13 protein-coding genes are annotated in these 22,777 nt (G+C 73.9%); 4 read left to right on the top strand and 9 right to left on the bottom strand.

The genetic code is table 11. The annotated features are described in order from the left end of the window. Positions 1-61: 61 nt before the first annotated feature. Together ACFWXO_RS05790 and ACFWXO_RS05785 are read right to left on the bottom strand one after the other, a co-directional pair. A complete protein-coding gene (locus tag ACFWXO_RS05790; protein WP_375882985.1) occupies positions 62-1,315 on the bottom strand; it encodes a serine/threonine-protein kinase in 1,254 nt (417 codons plus the stop codon). Between the two features lie 258 nt (positions 1,316-1,573). Then, entirely contained in the window at positions 1,574-3,490 is a 1,917-nt protein-coding gene (locus tag ACFWXO_RS05785) for a serine/threonine-protein kinase (protein ID WP_380522505.1), read from the bottom strand. Positions 3,491-3,842: 352 nt separating this feature from the next. Between ACFWXO_RS05785 and ACFWXO_RS05780 the strand changes: the two genes are divergently transcribed. Further along, the gene (locus tag ACFWXO_RS05780; RefSeq protein WP_380522504.1) at positions 3,843-6,758 is read left to right on the top strand and encodes an FtsK/SpoIIIE domain-containing protein; all 2,916 of its coding nucleotides are present in this window, start codon (positions 3,843-3,845) and stop codon (positions 6,756-6,758) included. 194 nt (positions 6,759-6,952) lie between these two features. Here ACFWXO_RS05780 and ACFWXO_RS05775 read toward each other — a convergent pair whose 3' ends face one another. The 6 genes from ACFWXO_RS05775 to ACFWXO_RS05750 all read right to left on the bottom strand — a co-directional run bounded on the left by ACFWXO_RS05775 (position 6,953) and on the right by ACFWXO_RS05750 (position 17,449). Then, the gene (locus ACFWXO_RS05775; RefSeq protein ID WP_380522503.1) at positions 6,953-7,783 is read right to left on the bottom strand and encodes a hypothetical protein; all 831 of its coding nucleotides are present in this window, start codon (positions 7,781-7,783) and stop codon (positions 6,953-6,955) included. Between the two features lie 148 nt (positions 7,784-7,931). Further along, positions 7,932-12,878, bottom strand: coding sequence for an NAD-glutamate dehydrogenase (locus ACFWXO_RS05770; RefSeq protein ID WP_375882975.1), 4,947 nt, complete (start codon positions 12,876-12,878; stop codon positions 7,932-7,934). Positions 12,879-13,164: 286 nt separating this feature from the next. Beyond that, positions 13,165-14,790 (bottom strand): L-glutamate gamma-semialdehyde dehydrogenase, encoded by a 1,626-nt coding sequence (gene pruA / locus ACFWXO_RS05765; RefSeq protein WP_380522577.1) that lies wholly within the window; start codon positions 14,788-14,790, stop codon positions 13,165-13,167. A gap of 156 nt (positions 14,791-14,946) precedes the next feature. Continuing rightward, positions 14,947-15,603, bottom strand: coding sequence for an HAD family hydrolase (locus ACFWXO_RS05760; RefSeq protein WP_375882973.1), 657 nt, complete (start codon positions 15,601-15,603; stop codon positions 14,947-14,949). A 95-nt stretch (positions 15,604-15,698) separates the two neighbouring features. Further along, positions 15,699-16,208, bottom strand: coding sequence for a DUF6912 family protein (locus ACFWXO_RS05755; protein ID WP_375882972.1), 510 nt, complete (start codon positions 16,206-16,208; stop codon positions 15,699-15,701). Between the two features lie 101 nt (positions 16,209-16,309). Next, entirely contained in the window at positions 16,310-17,449 is a 1,140-nt protein-coding gene (locus ACFWXO_RS05750) for a patatin-like phospholipase family protein (protein WP_380522502.1), read from the bottom strand. Between the two features lie 349 nt (positions 17,450-17,798). On the opposite strand from ACFWXO_RS05750, the gene ACFWXO_RS05745 reads away from it, so the two are divergent. Continuing rightward, positions 17,799-18,332: an Rv3235 family protein gene (locus tag ACFWXO_RS05745; RefSeq protein WP_380522501.1), complete on the top strand. Its 534-nt coding sequence runs from the start codon at positions 17,799-17,801 to the stop codon at positions 18,330-18,332. 104 nt (positions 18,333-18,436) lie between these two features. Here the strand turns inward: ACFWXO_RS05745 and secA are convergent, their stop codons facing one another. Beyond that, positions 18,437-21,199 carry a preprotein translocase subunit SecA gene (gene secA / locus ACFWXO_RS05740; RefSeq protein WP_380522500.1) on the bottom strand — a complete coding sequence of 921 codons (2,763 nt, stop codon included), beginning with the start codon at positions 21,197-21,199 and terminating at the stop codon, positions 18,437-18,439. Between the two features lie 242 nt (positions 21,200-21,441). Between secA and ACFWXO_RS05735 the strand changes: the two genes are divergently transcribed. Continuing rightward, on the top strand, positions 21,442-22,023 hold the full coding sequence (locus ACFWXO_RS05735) for a GNAT family N-acetyltransferase (RefSeq protein ID WP_375882962.1): 582 nt from the start codon (positions 21,442-21,444) through the stop codon (positions 22,021-22,023). Positions 22,024-22,104: 81 nt separating this feature from the next. Then, a partial coding sequence (locus tag ACFWXO_RS05730; protein ID WP_380522499.1) for a DNA glycosylase AlkZ-like family protein occupies positions 22,105-22,777 on the top strand: 673 nt, incomplete at its 3' end.

The following is a 22,777-nucleotide window of genomic DNA, read 5'->3' as shown; positions in this document are numbered from 1 at the left end:
GCGTAATGGTTCCGGGGGTGCTCATGACGACACCCCCGGTTCCAGCGCCGTTCCCCGCGGGCTACGGAGCCCGCGGAGCGGTGCCGTGCACGGCCGGGCGGGCCGGGTGGCCGCCGCCCGGTTCGGTGGCCGCGAAGGCCGTCCAGGCCGCGGCGGCGCCCGCCAGCAGCAGCACGGTGGCCAGCAGGACGGCCAGCAGCCGGCGTCGGCGCAGCAGCGCCGCGCGGTCCCGGCGGTGGCCCGGCGCGGTGCGCTGGGCGCGGGACTCGGCGGCGTACGCGGCCAGCTCGTCGGCCGAGGGGCGGCGAAGGCTGGTGTGGGTGTCCCGGGTGGAGTCCGGGGCGACGCCCGGCACCAGCGGGACGGCCGGGCCGCGGCGGCGCTTGTGGGTGCCCGGGCCGGCGTCCACCTCGGCGTAGACCGCCTCGCCCGGGGTCAGCTGCTCCTCGGCCGGGGCGCGGCCCTGGGAGGGCACCGCCAGCACCGGCAGACCGGCCAGCGAGGGCAGCTGCTCACGCAGCCGGGCGGCCAGCTCGGCGGCGCGCAGCCGGGAGGCGGGGGCCTTGGCCAGGCACTCGGAGATGACCCGCCACAGCCCGTCCGGCAGGCCGGGGATCGGCGGCACCTGCTCGGTGACGTGCCGGCGCAGCACCGCGCCGGTGTGGCCGCCGCCGAACGGGGTGGAGCCGGCCAGCAGCTCGTACAGCACGGTGGCGAGGGCGTAGATGTCGACGGCGGCGCGCGGCTCCAGGCCCTCGATGATCTCGGGGGCGAGGTAGTCGGGGGTGCCGATGATCCGGGTGGCCCGGGTGCGGCGCGGGGCGTCGACCAGGCGGGCCACCCCGAAGTCGGTGAGCTTGGCGCGCGGGGCGCCGCCCGGGCCGGGCGCGGCGGCGAGGTCGAGCAGGACGTTCTCCGGCTTGACGTCGCGGTGGACGATCCCGGCCGCGTGCGCGGCCGCCAGGCCGTCGGCGACGTCGGCGATGATCGAGGCGGCGGCTTGCGGCGGGAGGGCGCCGTCCCGCTCCAGCCGGGAGCGCAGGTCGGTGCCCTGGACGAGCTCCATCACCAGGGCGAGGTCGCTGCCGTCCACGACCATGTCGCGCACGCCGACCACCCGGGGGTGGTCGAGGCTGGTCAGCGCGGTGCGCTCCTGGACGAAGCGGCCGACCAGCACCTGGTCGGCGGCGAGGTCCTCGCGCAGCAGCTTGACCGCCACCGGACCGTCGGGCCCCTCACCGAGCCAGACCGTCCCGGCCGAACCCCGGCCGATCACCTGGTGGACGGTGTACCGGCTGCCGATCTTGCGTGCCAATGCTGCTCCGTGGGCGGCGCGGGAGCGCTCCGGGGGTCCGGGCGCGCTCGGTGGGGCGGGACAACAGCGACCAACCTACGCGCCCGGACCCCCCGTGCGGGCCGCCTGGGGGCCGTGGAGCGGCACTCGGGGGCGAGAAATCTCGGGAATTGTCGACAAAGCGTCAATCATGGCTTCCGGGGCGGGACCGGACGCCCGGTCAGCCGCCGGGGCGGCCGGTCGCCCCGGCCCGCACCCCGCCGGCCGTCCGGGCCCGCGTCAGCCGTTGGAACTGCCGATGACGCTGTTCACCCAGTCCCGGGCGGAGTCGAACCAGCCCACGACGTTGTCCCAGTAGTGCGGCAGCGGCGTGAAGTTCCACAGCGCCAGCGCGGCCACCGCCAGCACCAGCAGCACCATCAGGCAGCCCTTGAGACAGCCCAGCCCCGGGATGTACATCCGGTTGCGGCTGCGCGGACGCCGCTCGCGCGGCGGGGCGCTCTCCCGGCGGGACGGCTCCCGCGGCTCCTCCCGCGGCGGCCGGGGCTCCCGGTGCTGCGGCGCGGGCGGCTCGGCCCGACGCGGCACCGGGGTGGGCGCGGGCGGCGGCGGGTAGCCGCCCTGCGGCCCGCCCTGGCCGGACGGGGCCTGCCGGTAGCCGCCGGGCGGCTGCGGACGGCCGCCGCCCTGCCCGCCCTGGGGCCCCTGGGGGCCCTGGTTGACCTGGTAGGGCGGCGGGGCGACCGGCGGACGCTGGGCGTAGCCGGGCGGCGGCGCCTGGCGGCGCTGGTCCGGGCGGTAGCCGGCCGGGGGCTGCGGCTGGTAGCCGGGGGCGCCCTGGCCGGCGTGACCGCCCTGGCCGCCCTGCCGGGCCTGGCCCCCCTGGTGCGCCTGGTAGGGCGGCGGGGCGACCTGCGGATCCTCGAAGTCCTCCGGCCCGAAGTAGCCGACCTGGGTCTGCTGGTTGCGGTCGCGCGCCGCCCGCAGCTGGGTCTGCCAGGGGTGCGGTGCCTCCTCCGGCGGCGGCCCGGCCGGGGCGACCGGCGGGGGCGGCGGCACGGCCGTGGGCGGCATCACCTGGGTGCGGTCCTGGGTGCCGTACGGGGGCGCGGGCGGCGGCTGGGTGCCCATCACCCGGGTCGCCGCGGCCGGGTCGTACTGCCCGGCCGGGTCGTACGGCGGGACGCCCGGGGGCGGGGGCAGCACCTGGGTGCGGTCGTCGGCCCCGAACGGTCCGGGCCCGCCGGGGGCCACCGGCACGGTGCCGGGCACGGCGGTCGGCCGCGGGTCCGGCAGCAGCAGGGCGCCGACCGCCAGGGCCTCGTCCACCGCCGCCGGCGAAGCGTGCACGCCGACCCCGGCCGCGACCACCCGCAGGGCGCGGGCCAGCACGGTGGCGCTCGGCCGCTGCGCCGGGTCCTTGCGCAGGCAGCGCTCGATCACCGTCCAGAGCGGCTCGGGCATGGTGCTGGGCCGCTGCGGCTCCTGCGCCAGGTGGGCCTGGAGCACCGCCAGGGCGCTGTCGCCCTGGAACGGCTGGCGGCCGGTGACCAGCTCGTACAGCATGATCCCGGCGCCGTAGACGTCCACCGCGGAGGTCTGCGGGCGGCCCTCGGCGGACTCCGGCGCGACGTACGCGGGGGTGCCGACGAACTCGTGGGTGCGGGTGACGCCCGGGGAGTCGGCCAGCCGGGCGATGCCGAAGTCGGTGAGCAGCGGGTGCATCTGCTCGGTGCCCTGCACCCCGGTGGAGGCGAGCAGCACGTTGGCCGGCTTGAGGTCGCGGTGGACGATGCCGTCCGCGTGGCTGGCCGCCAGCGCGTCCGCGACCTGGGCCATCAGCAGGGAGCCGGCGATCGGGCTGAACGGGCCGTTGGCGCGCAGGTAGCGGGCCAGGTCGGGGCCCTCCACCAGGTCCATCACCAGCGCCAGCAGCTCGCCCTCGACGACCAGGTCGCGGACCCGGACGATGTTCGGGTGGCTCAGCCGCAGCAGCAGCGAACGCTCGCGCAGGAAGCGCATCACCACGTCCGGGTCGGCCGCCAGTTCCTCGCGCAGCACCTTGATGGCCACCTGCTGCCCGGGCTCGCTGCCCGGCACCTGGACGTCCTGGCGCACCAGACCGCGCCAGACCGTCCCGGTGGCACCCCGCCCCAGGGTCTCCTCAAGCAGATACTTGCTGCCGACTGGCCGCACCTGTCGCACTCCTCGCCGTGCCGCCCGCGGGGCGCTCCCCCGCCGGTGTGCGGTGAGCCTGCCGGGCCCGTGTTTGCGGCCACTCTAACGGTGTCCGTACGGGTTTTTGAGGTGACCGGCTGGCGGTCGGAGCAGGGTTGGGGGACATCCCCTAGGGAACCACCCGGAGGCGGCCGCCGGGCCCCTCGGCCGGGCGGGCGGAGCGACGGTTGACCTGACCCTCCGTCGCCTCCACCATGGCGATGATCGCAAGATCGTCAAATCCGGTACGGTGCGCGGACCGTCCGCGCCGGATGGCAGGATGGACACTCGCCACTCGTGTGGCCCAAGGGTCGCCGCGATCGCCCCGCGCGTGCGCGACGACACCGGGCAGCGGTACCAGGCATCACACCAGCAGAAGGGACCCGCGGGCGAGATGCAGATCCGGCTGACCGTCCTCCGACCGCGCAGCGGCCCGACCGCCGCCGGCTCCGCCATCCCCTACGTGGACGTGCTGGTCACCGCACCCGTCGGCACCGCGCTCGGCGCCATCGCGGGCGCACTCGCGGGCGCCGTCGGCGTGCGCGGGCCACGGGCCGCCACCCATGTGCACCTGTACGCCGGGGCGCACCGGGTGGACGAGCACACCCTCCTCGGCCACCCCCCGCTGCTCGACGGCGCCGTGCTCAGCCTCAACGAGCCCGACCCCACCGCCGACGACCCCGACGACACCCGCGCCGCGGCCGAACTTCGCGTGGTCGGCGGCCCGGACGCCGGCGGCGTGCACCGGCTGCACGGCCGGGAGATCCGGATCGGCCGCTCCGGCGAGGCCGACGTCCCGCTCGACGACCCGGACGTCTCCCGGCTGCACCTCGCCCTGCACCTCGGCGAGGACGGCCGGGCCACCGTCCGCGACCTCGGCTCCACCAACGGCACCACCCTGGACGGCCGGATCGTCCCGCCCCTGCCGCCCGAGGCCGCCGTCCCCCTGGAACACGGCGCGCTGCTGCGGATCGGCGAGTCCACCCTCCAGGTCCTCGAACCGCTCGGCGAGCCGGCCCGCGCCGCCCTGCCCGACGGCAACGGCCACCTCCAGCTCGCCGCCCCCGGCCCCGTCCGGCCCGCGCCGCCCGTCCTCGAACCGCCCACCGCCCCCGAGCCCGCCCCGGGCCGCGGCCGCGGCCTCTTCGCCCTGCTGCCCGGCCGCGCCGCCGAGCCGCCCGGCCAGGAGAGCGCCGAACGCCACCACACCGCCGTACGGCTGCGCCAGGCCGCCGCCCAGCGGGAGCGCTGGCCCGACCTCGCCACCGTGCTGCTCAACGCCGTCGGCCCCGGCCCCCGACTGTGGGAGCGCGGCCCCGGCCACCCCGACGCGCTCACCCTGCGGCTGGGCACCGCCGACCGCCCCGGCGGCGCCGGCACCACCCCCGGCACCATGCTGCCCGCCGTCCCCGTCACCCTCGACCTCCAGACCGCCGGCAGCCTCGGCCTCAGCGGCCCGCGCGAACGTCTGGACGCGCTCACCCGCGCCGTCGTCGCCCAGCTCGCCGCACTGCACCCGCCGACCGGACTGAGCCTCGTCGTGGTCGACGCCGACCCGGCCCGCAGCCCCGAGGACCGCGTCGACACCTGGGCCTGGGCGCTGTGGCTGCCCCACCTGCGCCCCGTCGACGGCCAGGACTGCCGCCTGCTGACCGGCTTCGACGACGACCAGGCCACCGCCCGGCTCACCGAGCTCACCGCCCGGCTCAGCGGCCCGACCGGCCCCGGCGGCCACCCCGCCACCGTGGTCGTGGTGGACGGCCGCCCGGCCACCGAGGCCGCCCGGCACGCGCTCGACCTGCTGCTGCGCCAGGGCCCGGCGGTCGGCATCTTCCCGGTCTGCCTCGCCGAACAGCCCGAACTGCTCCCCCGCGGCCTCGGCGCCACCGCCCTGATCACCGGCGAGGTCGGCACCCAGCTCTCCCTGGACCGCCCGGTCGCCCGCGGCCGGGAAACCCTGCACGAGGTCTCGCTGGACGCCGTCTCCGACGCCTGGGCCGAACGGCTGGCCCGCCTCCTCGCCCCGCTGCGCGAAGCCGCCCCGGTCTCCCGCGGCCCGCTGCCGGACGCGCTGCGGCTGCTCGACCTGCTCCAGCTCGACACCGTCACCCCGGCCAAGCTCTCCGCCCGCTGGGCCGCCCACGCCGGCGGCATCGGCGCCGCCACCGCCCTGCTCGGCACCACCCGGGACGAGCTGTGCACCCTCGACCTGGCCGACCCCGAACTCACCCTGCCCTCCCCCGACCCGGGCGGCCCCCACCTGCTGATCGGCGGCGCCCGCGGCTCCGGCAAGACGGAGCTGCTGCGCACCCTGGTCGCCTCGCTCGCCGTCTCCGAGCGGCCCGAGCGCCTCGCCGTCACCCTCATCGAGGGCCGGGCCACCGGCGACGGCCAGGACGGACTGGACGGCTGCACCGAGCTGCCGCACGTCACCGGCCGGGTGAACGCCGTCGCCGACCCGCGCGCCGCACTCCTCGCCGCCGAGGCGCTGGAGGACGAACTCGCCCTGCGGGAGCGGCTGTTCGACGGGCTGGACTTCGCCTCCTGGCACGCCGCACGGATCTTGGACGGGCACATCCTGGACGGACACGGCCTGGACGGACAGCGGCTGGACGACCACGGCGCGACCTCCGTACCGGTCCCCGCCACCGTCGGCGCCGGCACCACCTCCACCGCGGCGCGGATCATCCAGCCGCGCAGCGCCGAGGACTCCCGGCCGTCCGCCGCCCCCACGGGCCCCGTCCCGGCCCGGCTGGTCGTCGTCGTCGACGACTATGACGCCCTGCTCTCCCCCACCTCCCCGGTCGGCCGCCCGCTGGCCCGCGCGCTCGCCGCCGTCGCCCGGCGCGGCGGCCCGCTCGGCATCCACCTCGCCGTCGCCACCGGCCGCCCCGAGGAGAGCGCCGGCACCGAGGTCGACGAGGCCGCCCTGCTGCGGATCGCCCTGCGCACCGAGGACCCGGCCGACTCCGACCTGCTGATCCACCTCGGCGACGCGGCCGCCCTCCCCGAGGACACCCCCGGCCGCGGCTACCTGCGCCGCCCGGACGGCGGCGTCACCGCCTTCCAGACCGCCCGCATCAGCGGCCGCATCCCGCGCACCGCCACCCTGCGCCCCACCGTGGTCGCGATAGACCCCCTCCAGCTGGGCGCCCCGCCCGCCCGCCGCCCGGTCCGCGAACTCGGCAACGGCCCCACCGACCTCGCCCTCCTCGCCAGCGCCCTCCAGCGCGCCGCCTCCCGCTAGGCCCCGCACGCGGGGCTTCGGCGCCACCCGCGCAGGAAGTCGACCGGACCGACTTCCTGTGCAGAGAACAAGAGGCGTTTCGCTCCGCTGTGGGAATGCGAGCACGGAGAACACGAAGCCCCCCCTGGAGATGATCTCGAAGGCGGGCCCCAGCACCGGAACCGTCGCGGTCAGGCGGTCAGGCGGTCAGGCGGTCAGACGCACTTGATGTCGCGGTTGGCCACGGCCATGCCGACGACCTTGCCGCCGTCCACGGTGAACTCGTACTTCCAGCCCTGCTGTCCCTCGACCGGCAGCTCGTACTTGCCGCTCTTGGCCAGCTGGAGGCCCTTGGCGCCGTACGCCTGCTGGAGGGCGTCCAGGGTGGCGCCGGCACCGATGCCCTCGGCGGTCCTGGCCTCGGCCGGGGCGACCAGTTCGCGCAGGCCGGTGGCGGCGAAGGAGACCCGGCCGGTGGCCAGGAAGGCCTTGTCCTTGGCCTCGCGGGCCACCCACATGTCCGCGATGGACTTGGTGGCGTCGGCCATCAGCTTGGCGGTGGCGGCCGAGTCCTTGGCCGCGGCGGCCGAACCGGCGGCGGCCGCGGCGGCATCCTTCGCGGAGGCCCCTGGCGGCAGCGTGCCCGCCGGGGCGGGGGCCTTGCCCCGGGCCGCGTCCGCCTGGGCATTGAGGTCCTTGTAGCGGGCCTCGGTGGCCGCCTCGGCGTCCATCCGGGTCTTGTCCGGTGCCGGGCCGCCCTTGTAGACGAAGTCGGTGCAGCCGTCGAGCAGCGAGACCGGCGCCGCCTCCAGCACACCGGTGGCCAGCCCGGCGTCCTTCGCCGTCCCCGGCTTGAGGCCGCGGTAGCCGGCCGCCGAGAAGGCCTCCGGCGCCTTGGACGTCGGCGCCGCCGAGGCCGTGGCGGTGGAGTCGGCCTTCGCCGTGTCCTTCTTGTCGTCGTTGCCGCAGGCCGCCGCTCCGGCGACCAGCAGCACCACCGAGACGGCCGCGCCCACTGCGCGGATCGGTCCCCGGTTCTTCCCCATGTCGATTCCCCCAAAGTTCGTTCGGGAGCACCGTATCGAACGTGCGTCCACGATCCGTAACCGGTTTTCGGGGCGGTGGCGGGAACGCGGAAGGGCCCGCGCCCAAGAGGACGCGGGCCCTTCCGTACAGCCGTCCTGCAGCCGTCCGTCAGCGCATCGAACCGGTGCGCAGCAGGGTGCGGATGACGCGCATCGCGACCGAGAGGCTGGACAGCTCGTAGTTGTCCGAACCCCTTATGTCGTCGAGGGTGGCCTTGGCGCGGTTCAGCAGGGTGGAGTTGAGGTCCGCCCAGGCGGTGTAGCGCTCCTCGGGGGTGGCGCCCTCGGGGCCGCAGGCCAGGATGTCGGCGGTCAGCGCCGCGTGCGCCGCGAAGAGGTCCTCGCGGATCGCGGCCCGGGCCATCGACGACCAGCGGTCGGTGCGGGGCAGGTCGATGATGCGGTCGAGCAGGTGCGAGATCTGCAGGCGGTCGCCCAGGTCGTAGTACAGCTCGGCGACCTCGGCGACGTCCTTGCCGGAGCGGTCCGCGACCTCGGTGATGTCCAGGGTCGGGAAGACCGAGGACAGCCCGGCGATCCGGGTGGCCAGCGCGTCCGGCACGCCCGCAGCGGCGAGCTCGCCCTGGATCTTCTCGAACCAGGTCAGGTCCTCGCCGCGGAGCGGCTTGGGCAGCGAGCCCCAGACCTGGTTGATCCGGTCGTGGAAGAACTCGATGGTGCCGGCGATGTCGAGCGGCTGGCGGCGGTTGTTGAGCATCCACCGGGTGGCGCGCTCGACCAGGCGCCGCGAGTGCAGCCGCATCTTGGTCTGGATCCGGGCCGGGACCTTGTTGTCCAGGCCCTCGATCTCGGCCCAGATCTCCTCCAGGCCGAAGACGGCCCGCGCGGCGGTGTGCGTCCGGGCGATCTCCTCGTAGGTCGCGCCGGTCTCCTCCTTCAGGCGGAAGGCGAAGGTGCAGCCACCGCGGTTGATCGTGTCGTTGACGATCAGCGTGGTGATGATCTCGCGGCGCAGCGCGTGGTTGTCGATCGCGTCGGCGAACTTCGCGCGCAGCGCGCTCGGGAAGTACTCGTGCAGCGCGGTGCGGAAGTACGGGTCGTCCGGCAGGTCGGTGGCGAGCAGCTCGTCGGCCAGGATGATCTTGGTGTAGGCGAGCAGCACCGACATCTCGGGCTGGGAGAGCCCGCGGCCGTTCTGCTGGCGCTCGCGGATCTGGCGCTCGACCGGCAGGAACTCCAGCCCGCGGTCGAGCCGGCCGGCCGCCTCGAAGCGGTTGATCATCCGGGCGTGGACGTTGACCATGCTGTGCGCCTGGGCGACGGCGTTGGCCAGCACGACGTTCTGCGCGTAGTTGTTGCGCAGCACCAGGTGGCCGACCTCGTCGGTCATCTCGGCGAGCAGGACGTTGCGCTGCTTGACCGTCATGTCGCCCTCGGCGACGACCTGGTTGAGCAGGATCTTGATGTTGACCTCGTGGTCCGAGGTGTCCACACCGGCCGAGTTGTCGATGGCGTCGGTGTTGATCCAGCCGCCGGCCGCCTCGGGGCCGCCGGTGGCCGCGTACTCGATGCGGCCGAGCTGGGTGCAGCCGAGGTTGCCGCCCTCGCCGATGACCCGGGCCCGGACCTGCTCGCCGTTGACCCGGATGGCGTCGTTGGCCTTGTCCCCGACCTCGGCGTTGGTCTCGGTGGAGGCCTTGACGTAGGTGCCGATGCCGCCGTTCCAGAACAGGTCGACCGGCGCCTGGAGGATGGCCTTCATCAGCTCGGCCGGGGTGAGGCGGGTCTCCTGGATGCCCAGCGCGGCCCGGACCTGCGCGCTGACCTGGATCGACTTGGCGCTGCGCGGGAACACGCCGCCGCCGGTCGAGATCAGCGACTTGTCGTAGTCGTCCCAGGAGCTGCGCGGCAGGTCGAACAGGCGGCGGCGCTCGGCGTACGAGACGGCCGCGTCCGGGTTCGGGTCCAGGAAGATGTGGCGGTGGTCGAAGGCCGCCATCAGCCGGATGTGCTCGCTGAGCAGCATGCCGTTGCCGAAGACGTCGCCGGACATGTCGCCGATGCCGACGACCGTGAAGTCCTCGGACTGGGTGTCGTGGCCCAGCTCGCGGAAGTTGCGCTTGACCGACTCCCAGGCGCCGCGGGCGGTGATGCCCATGCCCTTGTGGTCGTAGCCGGCCGAGCCGCCGGAGGCGAAGGCGTCGCCCAGCCAGAAGCCGTACGACTCCGCGACGCCGTTGGCGATGTCGGAGAAGGTCGCGGTGCCCTTGTCGGCGGCGACGACCAGGTAGGTGTCGTCCTCGTCGTGGCGGACCACGTCGGCCGGGTGGACGACCTCGCCGGCCACCAGGTTGTCGGTGATGTCGAGCAGCGCCGAGATGAAGGTCTTGTACGAGGAGACGCCCTCGGCCAGCCAGGCGTCGCGGTCCACCGAGGGGTCCGGCAGCTGCTTGGCGACGAAGCCGCCCTTGGCGCCGACCGGGACGATGACGGTGTTCTTGACCATCTGGGCCTTGACCAGGCCGAGGATCTCGGTGCGGAAGTCCTCGCGCCGGTCGGACCAGCGCAGACCGCCGCGGGCGACCTTGCCGAAGCGCAGGTGCACGCCCTCGACCTGCGGCGAGTACACCCAGATCTCGAACGCCGGGCGCGGGGCCGGGAGGTCCGGGATGGCCTGCGGGTCGAACTTCATCGACACGTAGGAGTGCCACGCGCCGGAGCCGTCGTGCTGGAAGAAGTTGGTCCGCAGGGTGGCCTTGATGAGGTGCAGGAAGGAGCGCAGGATGCGGTCCTCGTCCAGCGACACGACCTCGTCGAGCGCGCCGGACAGCTCCTCCAGGATGCCCTCGGTCAGCTCCAGGGCGCCGGAGCGGTGGCTGGGGCTGAGCCGGGCCTCGAAGAGGTTGACCAGCAGGCGGGTGGTGTGGGTGTTGTTGCGGAGCGCGTCCTCCATGTAGTCCTGGGAGAACGTGGAGCCCGCCTGGCGCAGGTACTTGGCGTAGGCGCGCAGCACCATCGCCTGGCGCCAGTTCAGCCCGGCGGTGAGGACCAGCTCGTTGAAGCCGTCGTTCTCGGCCTTGCCGGTCCAGGTCGCGGCGAAGGTGTCCTGGAAGCGCTCGCGGGCCTCGTCGGTGAGCTCGGTGGCCTCGCGCAGCTTGAGGCCGAAGTCGTACACCCACGCGGTGGTGCCGTCGGAGCGGCGCAGCGCGTACGGGTGCTCGTCCAGGACCTCGACGCCCAGGCGCTGGAGCACGGGCAGGACCTCGCTGAGCGAGATCGGGCCGCCGACCCGGTAGATCTTGAAGCGGCGCTCGTCGTCGCCCGCGCCGACCGGCTGGTACAGGTTGAGGCGGAAGTCGCCCTCGCCGTGCAGCGCCTCGATCTGCTTGATGTCCGAGACGGCGGTGCGCGGCGGGAAGTCGGCGCGGTAGCCGTCGGGGAACGCGTTGGCGTACTTGTGGCCGAGCTCGGCGGCCTTCTCCTCGCCCAGCTCGGTGTGCAGCTGGTCGTGGAAGCCGTCCATCCAGAACCGGGCGGCCTCGGCCAGGCGGTTCTCGATCCGCTCGATGTCGGAGTCGGTGAGCCGGGGCAGCTCGGTGCCCGGGGCGACCCGGACGACGAAGTGCAGGCGGGTCAGCACCGACTCGGTGGCGTACACCGTGTAGTCGATGGTGGCGCCGTTCAGCTCTTCCTTGAGGATGTCGGTGAGCAGCAGCCGGATGCGCGTGGTGTAGCGGTCGCGCGGGAGGTAGATGAAGGCGGAGAAGTAGCGCCCGTACTCGTCCTGGCGCAGGAAGAGCCGCAGCTTACGGCGCTCCTGGAGGTAGAGCACGCTGGTGGCGATGGAGAGCAGCTCGGCGGCCGAGGTCTGGAAGATCTCGTCGCGCGGGAAGGTCTCCATGATCTGGAGCAGGTCGCGGCCGTCGTGGCTCTCGCTGGAGAAGCCGGAGCCGTCCAGCACCTCCTGGACCTTGCGGCGCACGACCGGGATGCGGGTGACCGACTCGGTGTAGGCGGCGGAGGAGAACAGGCCGAGGAAGCGGCGCTCGCCGGTGGGCTCGCCGGCGGCGTTGAACTTCTTCACGCCGACGTAGTCGAGGTAGGCCGGGCGGTGCACGGTGGAGCGGCTGTTGGCCTTGGTCAGGACGAGCAGCTTCTTCTCGTGGGCCTTGGCGCGGACCGGGGCGGAGAGCCGGCCGAAGGCCTCGGAGACCGAGTGGTGGCGGTCGTCGTGGCTGTGCGGGTCGGAGCGCAGGATGCCCAGGCCCGTCCCGGCGACGGCCTTGAGGACCTCCTCGCCCTCGTGCTCGACCAGGTCGTACTCGCGGTAGCCGAGGAAGGTGAAGTGGTCGTCGGCGAGCCAGCGCATCAGCTCCCAGGCCTCGCCGACCTCCTGCTCGGGCAGCTCGGCCGGGGGCTCCTCGGCCAGCTCGTCGGCCAGGCGCAGCGCGCTGTCGCGCATCTTGCCCCAGTCCTCGACGACCTCGCGGACGTCGCCGAGCACGCGGCGCAGGTTGGTCTCGATGGTGCGCAGGTCGTCGCGGTCGGTCTCGCGGTCGATCTCGATGTGCATCCACGACTCGACGGTCGCGTCGGCGGGCCACTCGGTGCCGGCGGCCTGGCTGCGGGAGCAGGCGTCGACGTCCAGGATCTCCAGCAGCTTGCCGGTGATGTCACGGCGGACGAGCAGCTGGGGGTGGACGACGAGGTGGATCGCGCGGTCCTGGCGGGAGAGCTCGTTGGTGACCGAGTCGACCAGGAAGGGCATGTCGTCGGTGACGACCTCGACCACGGTGTGGCCGCAGGACCAGCCGTTCTCCTCGACCGAGGGGGTGTGGACCCGCACCTCGGCGGTGCCCTGGGGGCGCTTGAGCCCCAGGCGGTAGTGGGAGGCGGCCGCGCCGTACACGTCGACCGGGTCGAGGTCGACCAGGTCCTCGGGCGCGGTGTGGAGGTAGTAGTGGTGCAGGTACGCGGTCAGAGCACCGTTGCTCAGACCCTCCCCCGGCGCCGCTCCCCCCACCTGGCTGTTCTCAGCGGCTGCGGCTGCCTTCTTGAGCAGTTCGGCCTTGGCTGCGTCCAGCTTGGTCTGCATGACTTCTTGGCTCCTGTCGCGCGCCGTTGCGTGACTCGGTGGTGTGTGGGTGTACACCGACGGGTCGCTCGCAATCCTGCCGCACCGTCCGACTGAAAGGGGCTCATGGCACGCATGAAACGCCCTCCCAGCGGGTAGGACGACACGTTCGTCCTGCAAGCCACCCGACGACGCCAGCCAGCCTAACCGGATCAATCGAAGGTGCACAGGGACAGGGAGGCGCAAACCCACAGGATGTCGGGTCCGTCCTGGACACCATGTCCAAACCGGAGCGTCGTGTTCGCTTTCAGCCCATATGCGGGTAACCGTGCCGGGTGGGCGGCACGAAGGTCTCCTTGATCGCCCGCGCCGAGGTCCAGCGCAGCAGGTTCTGCGCGGCGCCCGCCTTGTCGTTGGTCCCGGAGGCCCGGGAGCCGCCGAAGGGCTGCTGGCCGACCACGGCGCCGGTGGGCTTGTCGTTGATGTAGAAGTTCCCGGCGGTGAAGCGCAGCTCCTCCACGGCCTGGGCGATGGCGTACCGGTCCTGGGCGATCACCGCGCCGGTGAGGCCGTACGGGGCACCCGCGTCGACCCGGCGGAGCACGTCGTCCCAGCGGGAGTCCTCGTAGACGTGGACCGCCAGGATCGGCCCGAAGTACTCGGTGCGGAAGATCTCGCCCCGGTGGTCCGAGGAGACCAGCACGGTCGGCCGGACGAACCAGCCGATCGCGTCGTCGTACTGGCCGCCGGCCACCAGTTCGACGGTCGGGTCGGCCTTCGCCCGCTCGATCGCGGTGCGGTTCCGCTCGAAGGCGCGCTTGTCGATCAGGGCGCCCATGAAGTTCGACAGGTCGGTGACGTCGCCCACCGTCAGGGCGTCCACCTCGGCCAGGAAGTCGTCCTTGATCGTGAGCCAGAGGCTGCGCGGCAGGTAGGCGCGGGAGAGCGCCGAGCACTTCTGGCCCTGGTACTCGAAGGCGCCGCGGACCATCGCGGTCCGCAGGATGTCCGGGTCGGCCGAGCGGTGGGCCAGCAGGAAGTCCTTGCCGCCGGTCTCGCCGACGATCCTCGGGTACGTGCGGTAGCCGCCGATGTTCGCGCCGATGCTCTGCCAGAGCGACTGGAAGGTGGCGGTCGAGCCGGTGAAGTGCAGCCCGGCGAACGCCGGGTCGGCGAGCACCACCGGGGAGACCTGGAGGCCGTCGCCGGTGACCAGGTTGATCACCCCGGGCGGCAGGCCGGCCGCCTCCAGCAGCCGCATCAGGTGGTACGCGGCCAGGGTCTGGGTCGGCGCGGGCTTCCAGACCACGGTGTTGCCCATCAGCGCGGGGGCGGTGGGCAGGTTCCCGGCGATCGCGGTGAAGTTGAACGGGGTGACCGCGTAGACGAAACCTTCCAGCGGGCGGTGGTCGACCCGGTTCCACACCCCCGGGGAGGAGACCGGCTGCTCCGCCAGGACCTGCCGGGCGAACCCGACGTTGAACCGCCAGAAGTCGATCAGCTCGCAGGCGGAGTCGATCTCGGCCTGCTGCACGGTCTTGGACTGGCCGAGCATGGTCGCCGCGTTGAGCGTGTCCCGCCACGGCCCGGCCAGCAGGTCGGCGGCCCGCAGGAAGACCGCGGCCCGGTCGTCGAAGGAGAGCGAGCGCCACTGCCGCCCGGCCGCCAGCGCCGCGTCCACCGCCGCCCGGGCGTCCTCCCGGGTGGCGTTGCCGAGCACGCCCAGCTTGGCGGCGTGGTGGTGCGGCTGGACGACCTCGATCCGCTCGCCGCCGCCGAACCGCTGCTCACCGCCGATGGTCATCGGCAGCGGGACCTGCTCGGCCGCCAGCTCGTCCAGCCGCCGGACCAGCCGGTCCCGCTCCGGGCTGCCGGGCGCGTACGTCCGCACCGGCTCGTTGACCGGGGTCGGCACCTCGGTGACTGCGTCGATGGGCATGGCGGCTCCGTCCTGGCGGCTGGGGTTCGACTCCAGCCTGACCAGGGCGGGACGGTTCCGCCCGTCCAGACACGCCAACGGCGGACGTGGCGCCCGCCACGTCCGCCGTCCCGGCGGGTCCGCTCGGCCCGTCGGCCCGACCGTCCCGGCTCAGCCGGTCAGCCGGCCCGCCAGCTCGACCGCCTCGGCCAGGCTGTCCACCACCGGGACGCCGACCGGCTCCAGCTTCTCCCGGGTGTGCGAGCCCCCGGTGTACAGCACCGCGCGGGCCCCCGCGTGCAGCGCCGCCAGGGCGTCGTCCGCGGCGTCGCCGATCAGCACCGTACGGGCCGGGTCGACCCGCTCGCCGAGCTCGGCCAGGTGCCTGGTCAGCTGCTGCGCCTTCTGGCCGCCGGAGGGGCCGCTGCGGCCGTCCACCCGCAGGAAGCTGCCGGTCAGGCCGAAGCCGTCGACCAGCGGGACGAGCTTCTCGTGCTCGTACATCGACAGCAGGGACTGGCTGTGCCCGGCCGCCTGCCAGCCCGCCAGCAGCTCGGGCACGCCCTCGGTCAGGCCGCAGGCCCGGCTGAGCTCGACGTAGCGGTCGTGGAAGGCGTCGTCCAGTCGCAGCCACTCCTCCGTGGAGGGCATCCGACCGAGCAGCCGCTCGTAGAACCGGGGGATCGGGATCTCGTACTGCTCGCGGTACTGCTGCAGGGTCATCGGCCCGACGCCGATGGTCGCGAACGCGGCGTTGCTCGCGCCGAGGACGGCGTCCATGTCATGGAAGAGCGTGCCGTTCCAGTCCCAAACGATGTGAGTGCGCACGGGATCAAACGGTAACCCGAACGGCCGACACGCCGGTAGGAGCGGGGTCACCCCCGCAACGGTCGTAGGCCGGGCGCTCCTACGCCGGGGCGGTCCTACGCCAGCAGGGCGGGGATCTCCTGGGTCGCGTACCAGAGCAGGTCGTGGTCCTCGGCGCCGTCCACGGTGAACTGGGCGTCCTGGTCGCCCGCGTCGGCCGCGGCCACCGCCGCCACCGCGGCGGCGACGTCCTCGACCACCTCGTCGTCGGCCACGTCCGCGTGCACCGAGGCGGCCTTCGCCAGCTTCACCGGGCCGGCCAGCACCACCCGGCCGAGCGAGGCCTGGTCCTGGTACTCGTCACCGGGGAAGGGCCGCACCGCCGAGTCGGCCACGTCCAGCGCCACCACGACGCGCCGGCGCGGGGAGTCCGGGTCGGCCGCCAGCAGCCGCAGCGAGGACTGCGCGGCCCGGTTGAGCGCCGCGTACTCCAGCTCCTCCAGGTCGTCGCTGACGTACCACTCGCGCAGCGCGGGCGTCACGGCGTACGCCGCGGACTGGTCCAGGGCACCGCCCTCGTGCGCCGCCGCCAGGCCGGTCAGGGTGGTGGGCACGTACACGCGCATCGGTGGCACTCTCCGGTTTCCGCGAAGCTACTCCAGCGCCCCAAGAATAAGCTCAGCCGCGCCGGGCGTGATCACCTGAGCCCTCGCACCGGTGCCCGGGACTACCGCGCCGCCCCGAGCGCCTCCCGGGCGCTGCGCAGGCCGCTCTCCAGCACCGCGCCGCGGCGGGCCGGGTCCATCAGGTTCGGGCCCATCACCGCCAGGTCGGCCGGGGTCGGCGCGAGCAGCCGCACCCGGACGCCCTCGGCCCGCAGCAGCGCGGCCTCGCGCAGCAGCTGCCGGGTCACCGCGCGGCGGTAGCGGCTGACCAGCTGGGCCAGCACCCCGCGCGGGCGGTCCCGGGCCCGCCACTCGCGCAGGGCGGCCACCGTGCCGCCCTCGGAGCGCTCCGACCGCGGGCCGAGCCGCAGGGCCATCGGGGCGAGCACGTACACCTCGTCCAGGCCGCGGCCGAGCAGCAGGTCGGCGTTGGTGGCCGACCAGCAGCCGCCGTCGACGTAGGCCGAGCCGTCCAGGCGCACCGGCGCGAACCAGCCGGGGATCGCACAGGAGGCCATCACGGCCCCGGCCACCGGGACGTCGGGGGCGTCCGGGTCGCCGAAGACCACCCGGTGGCCGCTGCGGTAGTCCACCGCGGCCACCCGCAGCGGGGCCGCGGCGGCGCTGGGCGGGACGGCGTCCGCGGCCTCGGCCTCGGCCTCGGCCTCGGCCTCGGCCTCCACCATCGCTCCCGCCTCTCCCGTCGCGCCCACCGGGAGCGGCCAGCCGCCCGGGCCGAGCAGCCCGCGCACCAGCTCGCCGACCGGGGCCAGCGAGCCGCGGCCGTGCGGCGCCACCGCCGAGACCATGGTCAGCAGCGGGTACTCGCGCGGGTGCCGGACGGCGTCCCGCAGCAGGCCGGGCGAGCCGATCCCGGCCCGCGGCCGGGGCGGCAGCGCACCGCCCACCGCGGTGTCGTAGTCGAAGGCCACCCCGGCCAACGGGCCCTCGGTGATCGGCAGGCCGCGCTGGTGGTCGCGCAGCTGCTCGGGGCGCACGCCCCCGGCCAGCATCGCGGCCAGGATGGCGCCGGCCGAGGTGCCGAGCAGTACGTCCGCCTCGCCCGGCCGGTGCCCGACGGCCTCCTCGACGGCGCAGAGCGCGCCGACCGTCCAGGCCGCGCCGAGCATCCCGCCGCCGCCCAGCACCAGGCCGCGCCGGGGGGTGCCCCCGGCGTCGGCGGGCGTGTCCGGCCCCGTCACCGCCCTTGTGGTCGTCCCGGCTGTCGTCATCCCGGCCGCCCGTCGTCGTCGGGTTCGGGTCAGGCTCCGATGGTGCGCGCGGACGCGCGGGCGGCGCAACGGGAGCCCGCCGCGGGACCACCCGGTCCGCCGTACCCGGGCGTCCCCTTTCGGGCCGTACGGTCCGTCCCCGCACGTCAACCGGGTGCCGCCGGCACGGCCGCCGGGCCCGTCGCCGCACTGGTCGACTCACCCGGATAGGTGAACTTCGCACCGGCCCGAGGGGCGGCCGCAAACCCGTTGCCGCCCGGTGATCACCACCGCCAGCCTGGACCCGTCCGTACCCGCACCACCCTTGTTCGGAGCCACCGTGACCGTCAGCCCCCGCACCTGCCCGAGCGCCCGGCCCACCGCCGCGCCGACCGCCCACCGGCGCGTCCGCCCGACCGAGCACCCGACCGCCCGACCGCACCACCGGGCCCGTACACCCGACGGCGGCTGCGACCCGACCGGGCGCCGCCCCCGCCACCCGCGCGCCGCCTGCACCACCCCCGGATCCGCACCCGGCCCCGCCCGGCACGACGCCGGGGCGCTCGCCGCCCGCTTCGCCCACCAGCTGGTCGAGGTGCTCACCGGCGCCCGGCCCTCGGGCCAGCTGATGCGGCACACCAGCCTGGACGGCTACGGGCAGCTCGCCTCACTCGTCCGGGCCGGTGCGCTGCGCCGCGGCGGCCCGGCCGACCGGCCCCGGCTCGGCCCGGTGCACGACCGGTCGCCCTCCCCGGACGCCGTCGAGGCCTGCGTCCGGGTCGACCTCGGCCGGCGGCACCACATGGTGGCCTTCCGGCTGGAGCAGCGCGGCCCGGCCGGCCAGTGGCAGTGCACCGCCGTGGAGGCCCGGTGACGACCACGACCCGGAACACGCCCCGAGGGATGCCCCAGGGAACGGCGCAGGGCGCCGCCCCGGTACGGGAGCGGCGCCCTGTGCGGCGTCCTGCGGCCGGCGGCTCAGGCCTTGCGGCGGCGGCCCTTGGCGGACTTGGCGGCCTTGCGGCGCTCGGCGCGGGTCAGCCCGTCGCCCTCGTCCTCCGGCAGGCCGTCCTCGAAGTCGCCCTCGATGACACCGCCGCCGACCTCGTCCGAGGGGGCCGTGTAGTGCAGCCGCTGCGGCTTCGGGGCCTCCAGGCCCTTGGCCTTGATCTCCGGGCGGGCGGCGTCCTTCTCCAGCTTGTCGAGCAGCACCTCGGCGTCCGCCACCGGCACCTCCTCGACCTGCTGCTCGACCTGGACCTCCAGGTTGAACAGGTAGGCGACGGACTCCTCCTTGATGCCCTCCATCATCGCGGTGAACATGTCGAAGCCCTCGCGCTGGTACTCGACCAGCGGGTCGCGCTGCGCCATGGCCCGCAGGCCGATGCCCTCCTGGAGGTAGTCCATCTCGTAGAGGTGCTCGCGCCAGCGGCGGTCCAGCACCGACAGCACGACGCGGCGCTCCAGCTCGCGCAGGATCTCCTCGCCGAGCTGGTCCTCGCGGGCGCCGTACTGCGCCTGGACGTCCTCCTGGACGACCTTGGTCAGGAAGTCCGGGGTCAGGCCGGCCGGACCGCCGACCTCCTCCTCCAGCTCCGCGAGGTCCAGGGTGATCGGGTAGAGCTGCTTGAACGCGGTCCAGAGCTTGTCGAGGTCCCAGTCGTCCTCGAAGCCCTCGCCGGTGGCCGCCTTGACGTAGGCCTCGACGGTGTCGTCCATGAAGTGGCCGACCTGCTCCTGGAGGTCCTCGCCCTCCAGGACGCGGCGGCGCTCGCCGTAGATGACCTCGCGCTGGCGGTTGAGCACCTCGTCGTACTTGAGGACGTTCTTGCGGATCTCGAAGTTCTGCTGCTCGACCTGGGTCTGCGCGGAGGCGATCGCGCGGGTGACCATCTTGGACTCGATCGGCACGTCCTCGGGCACGTTGGCCATCGAGAGCACGCGCTCGACCATGCCGGCCTTGAACAGGCGCATCAGGTCGTCGCCCAGCGACAGGTAGAAGCGGGACTCGCCCGGGTCGCCCTGACGGCCGGAGCGGCCGCGCAGCTGGTTGTCGATCCGGCGGGACTCGTGCCGCTCGGTGCCGAGGACGTAGAGGCCGCCGGCCTCCTTGACCTCCTCCTGCTCGGCCTTGACCGAGGCCTTGGCCTTCTCCAGCGCGGCCGGGAACTCGGCCTCGTACTCCTCCGGGTTGTCGCCCGCGGAGAGCCCGCGCTGGGCCAGCTCGGCCGCCGCCAGGTGGTCCGGGTTGCCGCCGAGCATGATGTCGGTGCCACGGCCGGCCATGTTGGTGGCGACGGTGACGGCGCCCTTGCGGCCGGCCTGGGCGACGATCTGCGCCTCGCGCTCGTGGTGCTTGGCGTTCAGCACCTCGTGCGGGATGCCGCGCTTGCGCAGCTCCTGCGACAGGTACTCGGACTTCTCGACCGACACGGTGCCGACCAGCACCGGCTGGCCCTTCTCGTGCTTCTCGGCGATGTCCTCGACCACGGCGGCGAACTTGGCCGGCTCCGACTTGTAGATCAGGTCGGGCTGGTCGATGCGCAGCGGCGTCTTGTTGGTCGGGATCGGCACCACGCCGAGCTTGTAGATCTGGTGGAACTCGGCGGCCTCGGTGGTGCCGGTACCGGTCATGCCGGAGAGCTTGTCGTACAGGCGGAAGAAGTTCTGCAGGGTGATGGTGGCCAGGGTCTGGTTCTCGTTCTGGACCTCCACCCCCTCCTTGGCCTCGATCGCCTGGTGCATGCCCTCGTTGTAGCGGCGCCCGGCCAGGATGCGGCCGGTGTGCTCGTCGACGATCATGACTTCGCCGTTCATGACGACGTAGTCCTTGTCCTTCTTGTACAGCTCCTTGGCCTTGATGGCGTTGTTCAGGAAGCCGACCAGAGGGGTGTTCACCGACTCGTAGAGGTTGTCGATGCCCAGGTAGTCCTCGACCCGGGTGACGCCCTCCTCCAGGACGCCGACGGTGCGCTTCTTCTCGTCGACCTCGTAGTCGCGGTCGATCTTGAGGCGCAGCACCAGCTTGGCGAAGTCGGCGTACCACTTGGTCGCCTGGTCCGCCGGGCCGGAGATGATCAGCGGGGTGCGGGCCTCGTCGATGAGGATCGAGTCGACCTCGTCGACCACCGCGAAGTTGTGGCCGCGCTGGACGAGTTCGTCCTTCGACCAGGCCATGTTGTCGCGCAGGTAGTCGAAGCCGAACTCGTTGTTCGTGCCGTACGTGATGTCCATCGCGTACTGGCGCTTGCGCTCGGCGGGCGTCATGTTCGCCAGGATCACGCCGACCTCGAGACCGAGGAAGCGGTGCACCCGGCCCATCCACTCCGAGTCGCGCTCGGCGAGGTAGTCGTTGACGGTGATCAGGTGAACGCCCTTGCCCGTCAGCGCGTTCAGGTACGTGGGCAGGGTGCCGACGAGGGTCTTGCCCTCACCGGTGCGCATCTCGGCGACGTAGCCGAGGTGCAGCGCCGCGCCGCCCATGATCTGGACGTCGTAGTGCCGCTGGCCGAGGACGCGCTTGGCCGCCTCGCGGACGGTGGCGAACGCCTCGGGGAGGATGTCGTCCAGCGTCTCGCCGTCGACGATCCGCTGCTTGTACTCGTCGGTCAGCGCGCGCAGCTCGGCGTCGGTGAGGTTGACGAAGTCCTCTTCGATGGAGTTGACCTGGGCAGCAATCCGCTGCAGCTTGCGAAGGATCTTGCCTTCGCCGGCGCGCAGGATCTTGTCGAAGACGGACACTTGAGCGGGCTCCTTGCCTGTATTGGCACTGGACGACTGCACGGGGGGTCCACCCCACCGCACGGGCCATCGTATGCGAGGAGTCCAATGCGCCGGGAGGTGCGTCAGCACGGTATTCCCGTGTCACCCGCCCGTGCACATGGACCGATAGCACCGTCCACCGGGACAAAAGGGTCGACGGGCCGGGGAGTTGGCCCGGAATTCGGATGCCCGCATTCCTCCTGCGGAGAAATAATCCGCCCATGGAACAGCCCCGGAGCGAACTCGTCACCCTCACCACCGACCGCCTGGTCCTGCGGGCCCCGCAGGAGTCCGACATCGACGCGATCTTCGCGGCCTGCCAGGACGCCGAGATCCAGCGCTGGACGGTCGTCCCGGTGCCCTACCGCCGCAAGGACGCCGAGTTCTTCGTCCACACACTGGCACCCGAGGGCGTGGCCAAGGACTCCGAGTTCATCTGGTGCGTGGTCGAACGCGGGACGGGCCGGCTGGTCGGCGCCCAGGCGGTCACCCGCAAGGCGGACGACCCGGCCGCCGCCTCGGTCGGCTGGTGGACGGTGCAGGAGCAGCGCGGTCGCGGCTACACCGTCGAGGCGGCCCGCGCGGTCGCCCGCTGGGCGCTGACCGACCTCGGGCTGCGCCGCCTCCAGTGGCTCGCCTACGTCGGCAACGACGGCTCGCGCGCGGTCGCCGAGCGGGTCGGCTACCGCTACGAGGGCACCCTGCGCTCGTACGCCGACCAGCGCGGCGTCTTCCAGGACGCCTGGGTCGCCTCGCTGCTCCCCGCCGACCTGGACCGACGGACCGGGCCCGACCAGGACTGACCGCAGGATCGGGCCACGGGACCGGCGCCCGACCAGGACTGACCCGGCCCGCTGTCGGTACCCCCGGCTACGCTCCCCGGCATGACCGCTGCCGCCGCCGGGCCCGCGCCCGACACCGTCCTGGGCGCCGACGACGCCCGCCGGATCGCCCTGCGCGCCCAGGGCCTGCTGGGCGCGCCCGACCGCCGGGCCGGCGCGCGCGGGGTGCTGCGGCACCTGGGCGCCGTCCAGCTGGACACCATCTCGGTGCTGGCCCGCTCGCACGAACTGGTGCCCTACGCCCGGCTGGGCGCGGTCGGCCGTCCGGCGGTCGAGGCGGCCTACTGGGGTGCGGGCACCACCTTCGAGTACTGGTCGCACGCGGCCTGCGTCCTGCCGGTCGAGGAGTGGCCGCTGTTCGCCTTCCGGCGCCGCCGCTACCGCGAGCGCGGCAGCCTCTGGAGCCACCAGGTCGCGCCCGGGACGTACCGGGCGGTGCTCGACAAGCTGCGCGCCGAGGGGCCGTTGACCGCCACCGAGCTGGGCGGGGCCAAGCGGACGGCCGAGTGGTGGGACTGGTCCGACACCAAGATCGCGGTGGAGCGGGCGCTCGCCTTCGGCGACGTGGTATGCACCGACCGCCGGAGCTGGAAGCGGGTCTACGCGCTGGGGGGGCCCGCCCGCCCCCCCCCCCCGCGGTCCCCCGCCCCGGCGCGCCGAGGGGGGCGCGCCACCCCCGGTGGCCCGGCCGCGGCCCCCGCGACGGTCGCCCCCC

Origin of the sequence: Kitasatospora sp. NPDC059088, assembly GCF_042738155.1 — a bacterium.
GTDB lineage: Bacteria > Actinomycetota > Actinomycetes > Streptomycetales > Streptomycetaceae > Kitasatospora.
This window is presented reverse-complemented; position numbering and strand designations above follow the sequence as displayed.

What these genes read in the sequence shown, in the direction of transcription:
- ACFWXO_RS05735 (WP_375882962.1), top strand. Translation starts at nt 21,442, where the DNA reads ATGGAACAGCCCCGGAGCGAACTCGTCACCCTCACCACCGACCGCCTG.
- ACFWXO_RS05775 (WP_380522503.1), bottom strand. Translation starts at nt 7,783, where the DNA reads ATGGGGAAGAACCGGGGACCGATCCGCGCAGTGGGCGCGGCCGTCTCG.
- ACFWXO_RS05755 (WP_375882972.1), bottom strand. Translation starts at nt 16,208, where the DNA reads ATGCGCGTGTACGTGCCCACCACCCTGACCGGCCTGGCGGCGGCGCAC.
- ACFWXO_RS05770 (WP_375882975.1), bottom strand. Translation starts at nt 12,878, where the DNA reads ATGCAGACCAAGCTGGACGCAGCCAAGGCCGAACTGCTCAAGAAGGCA.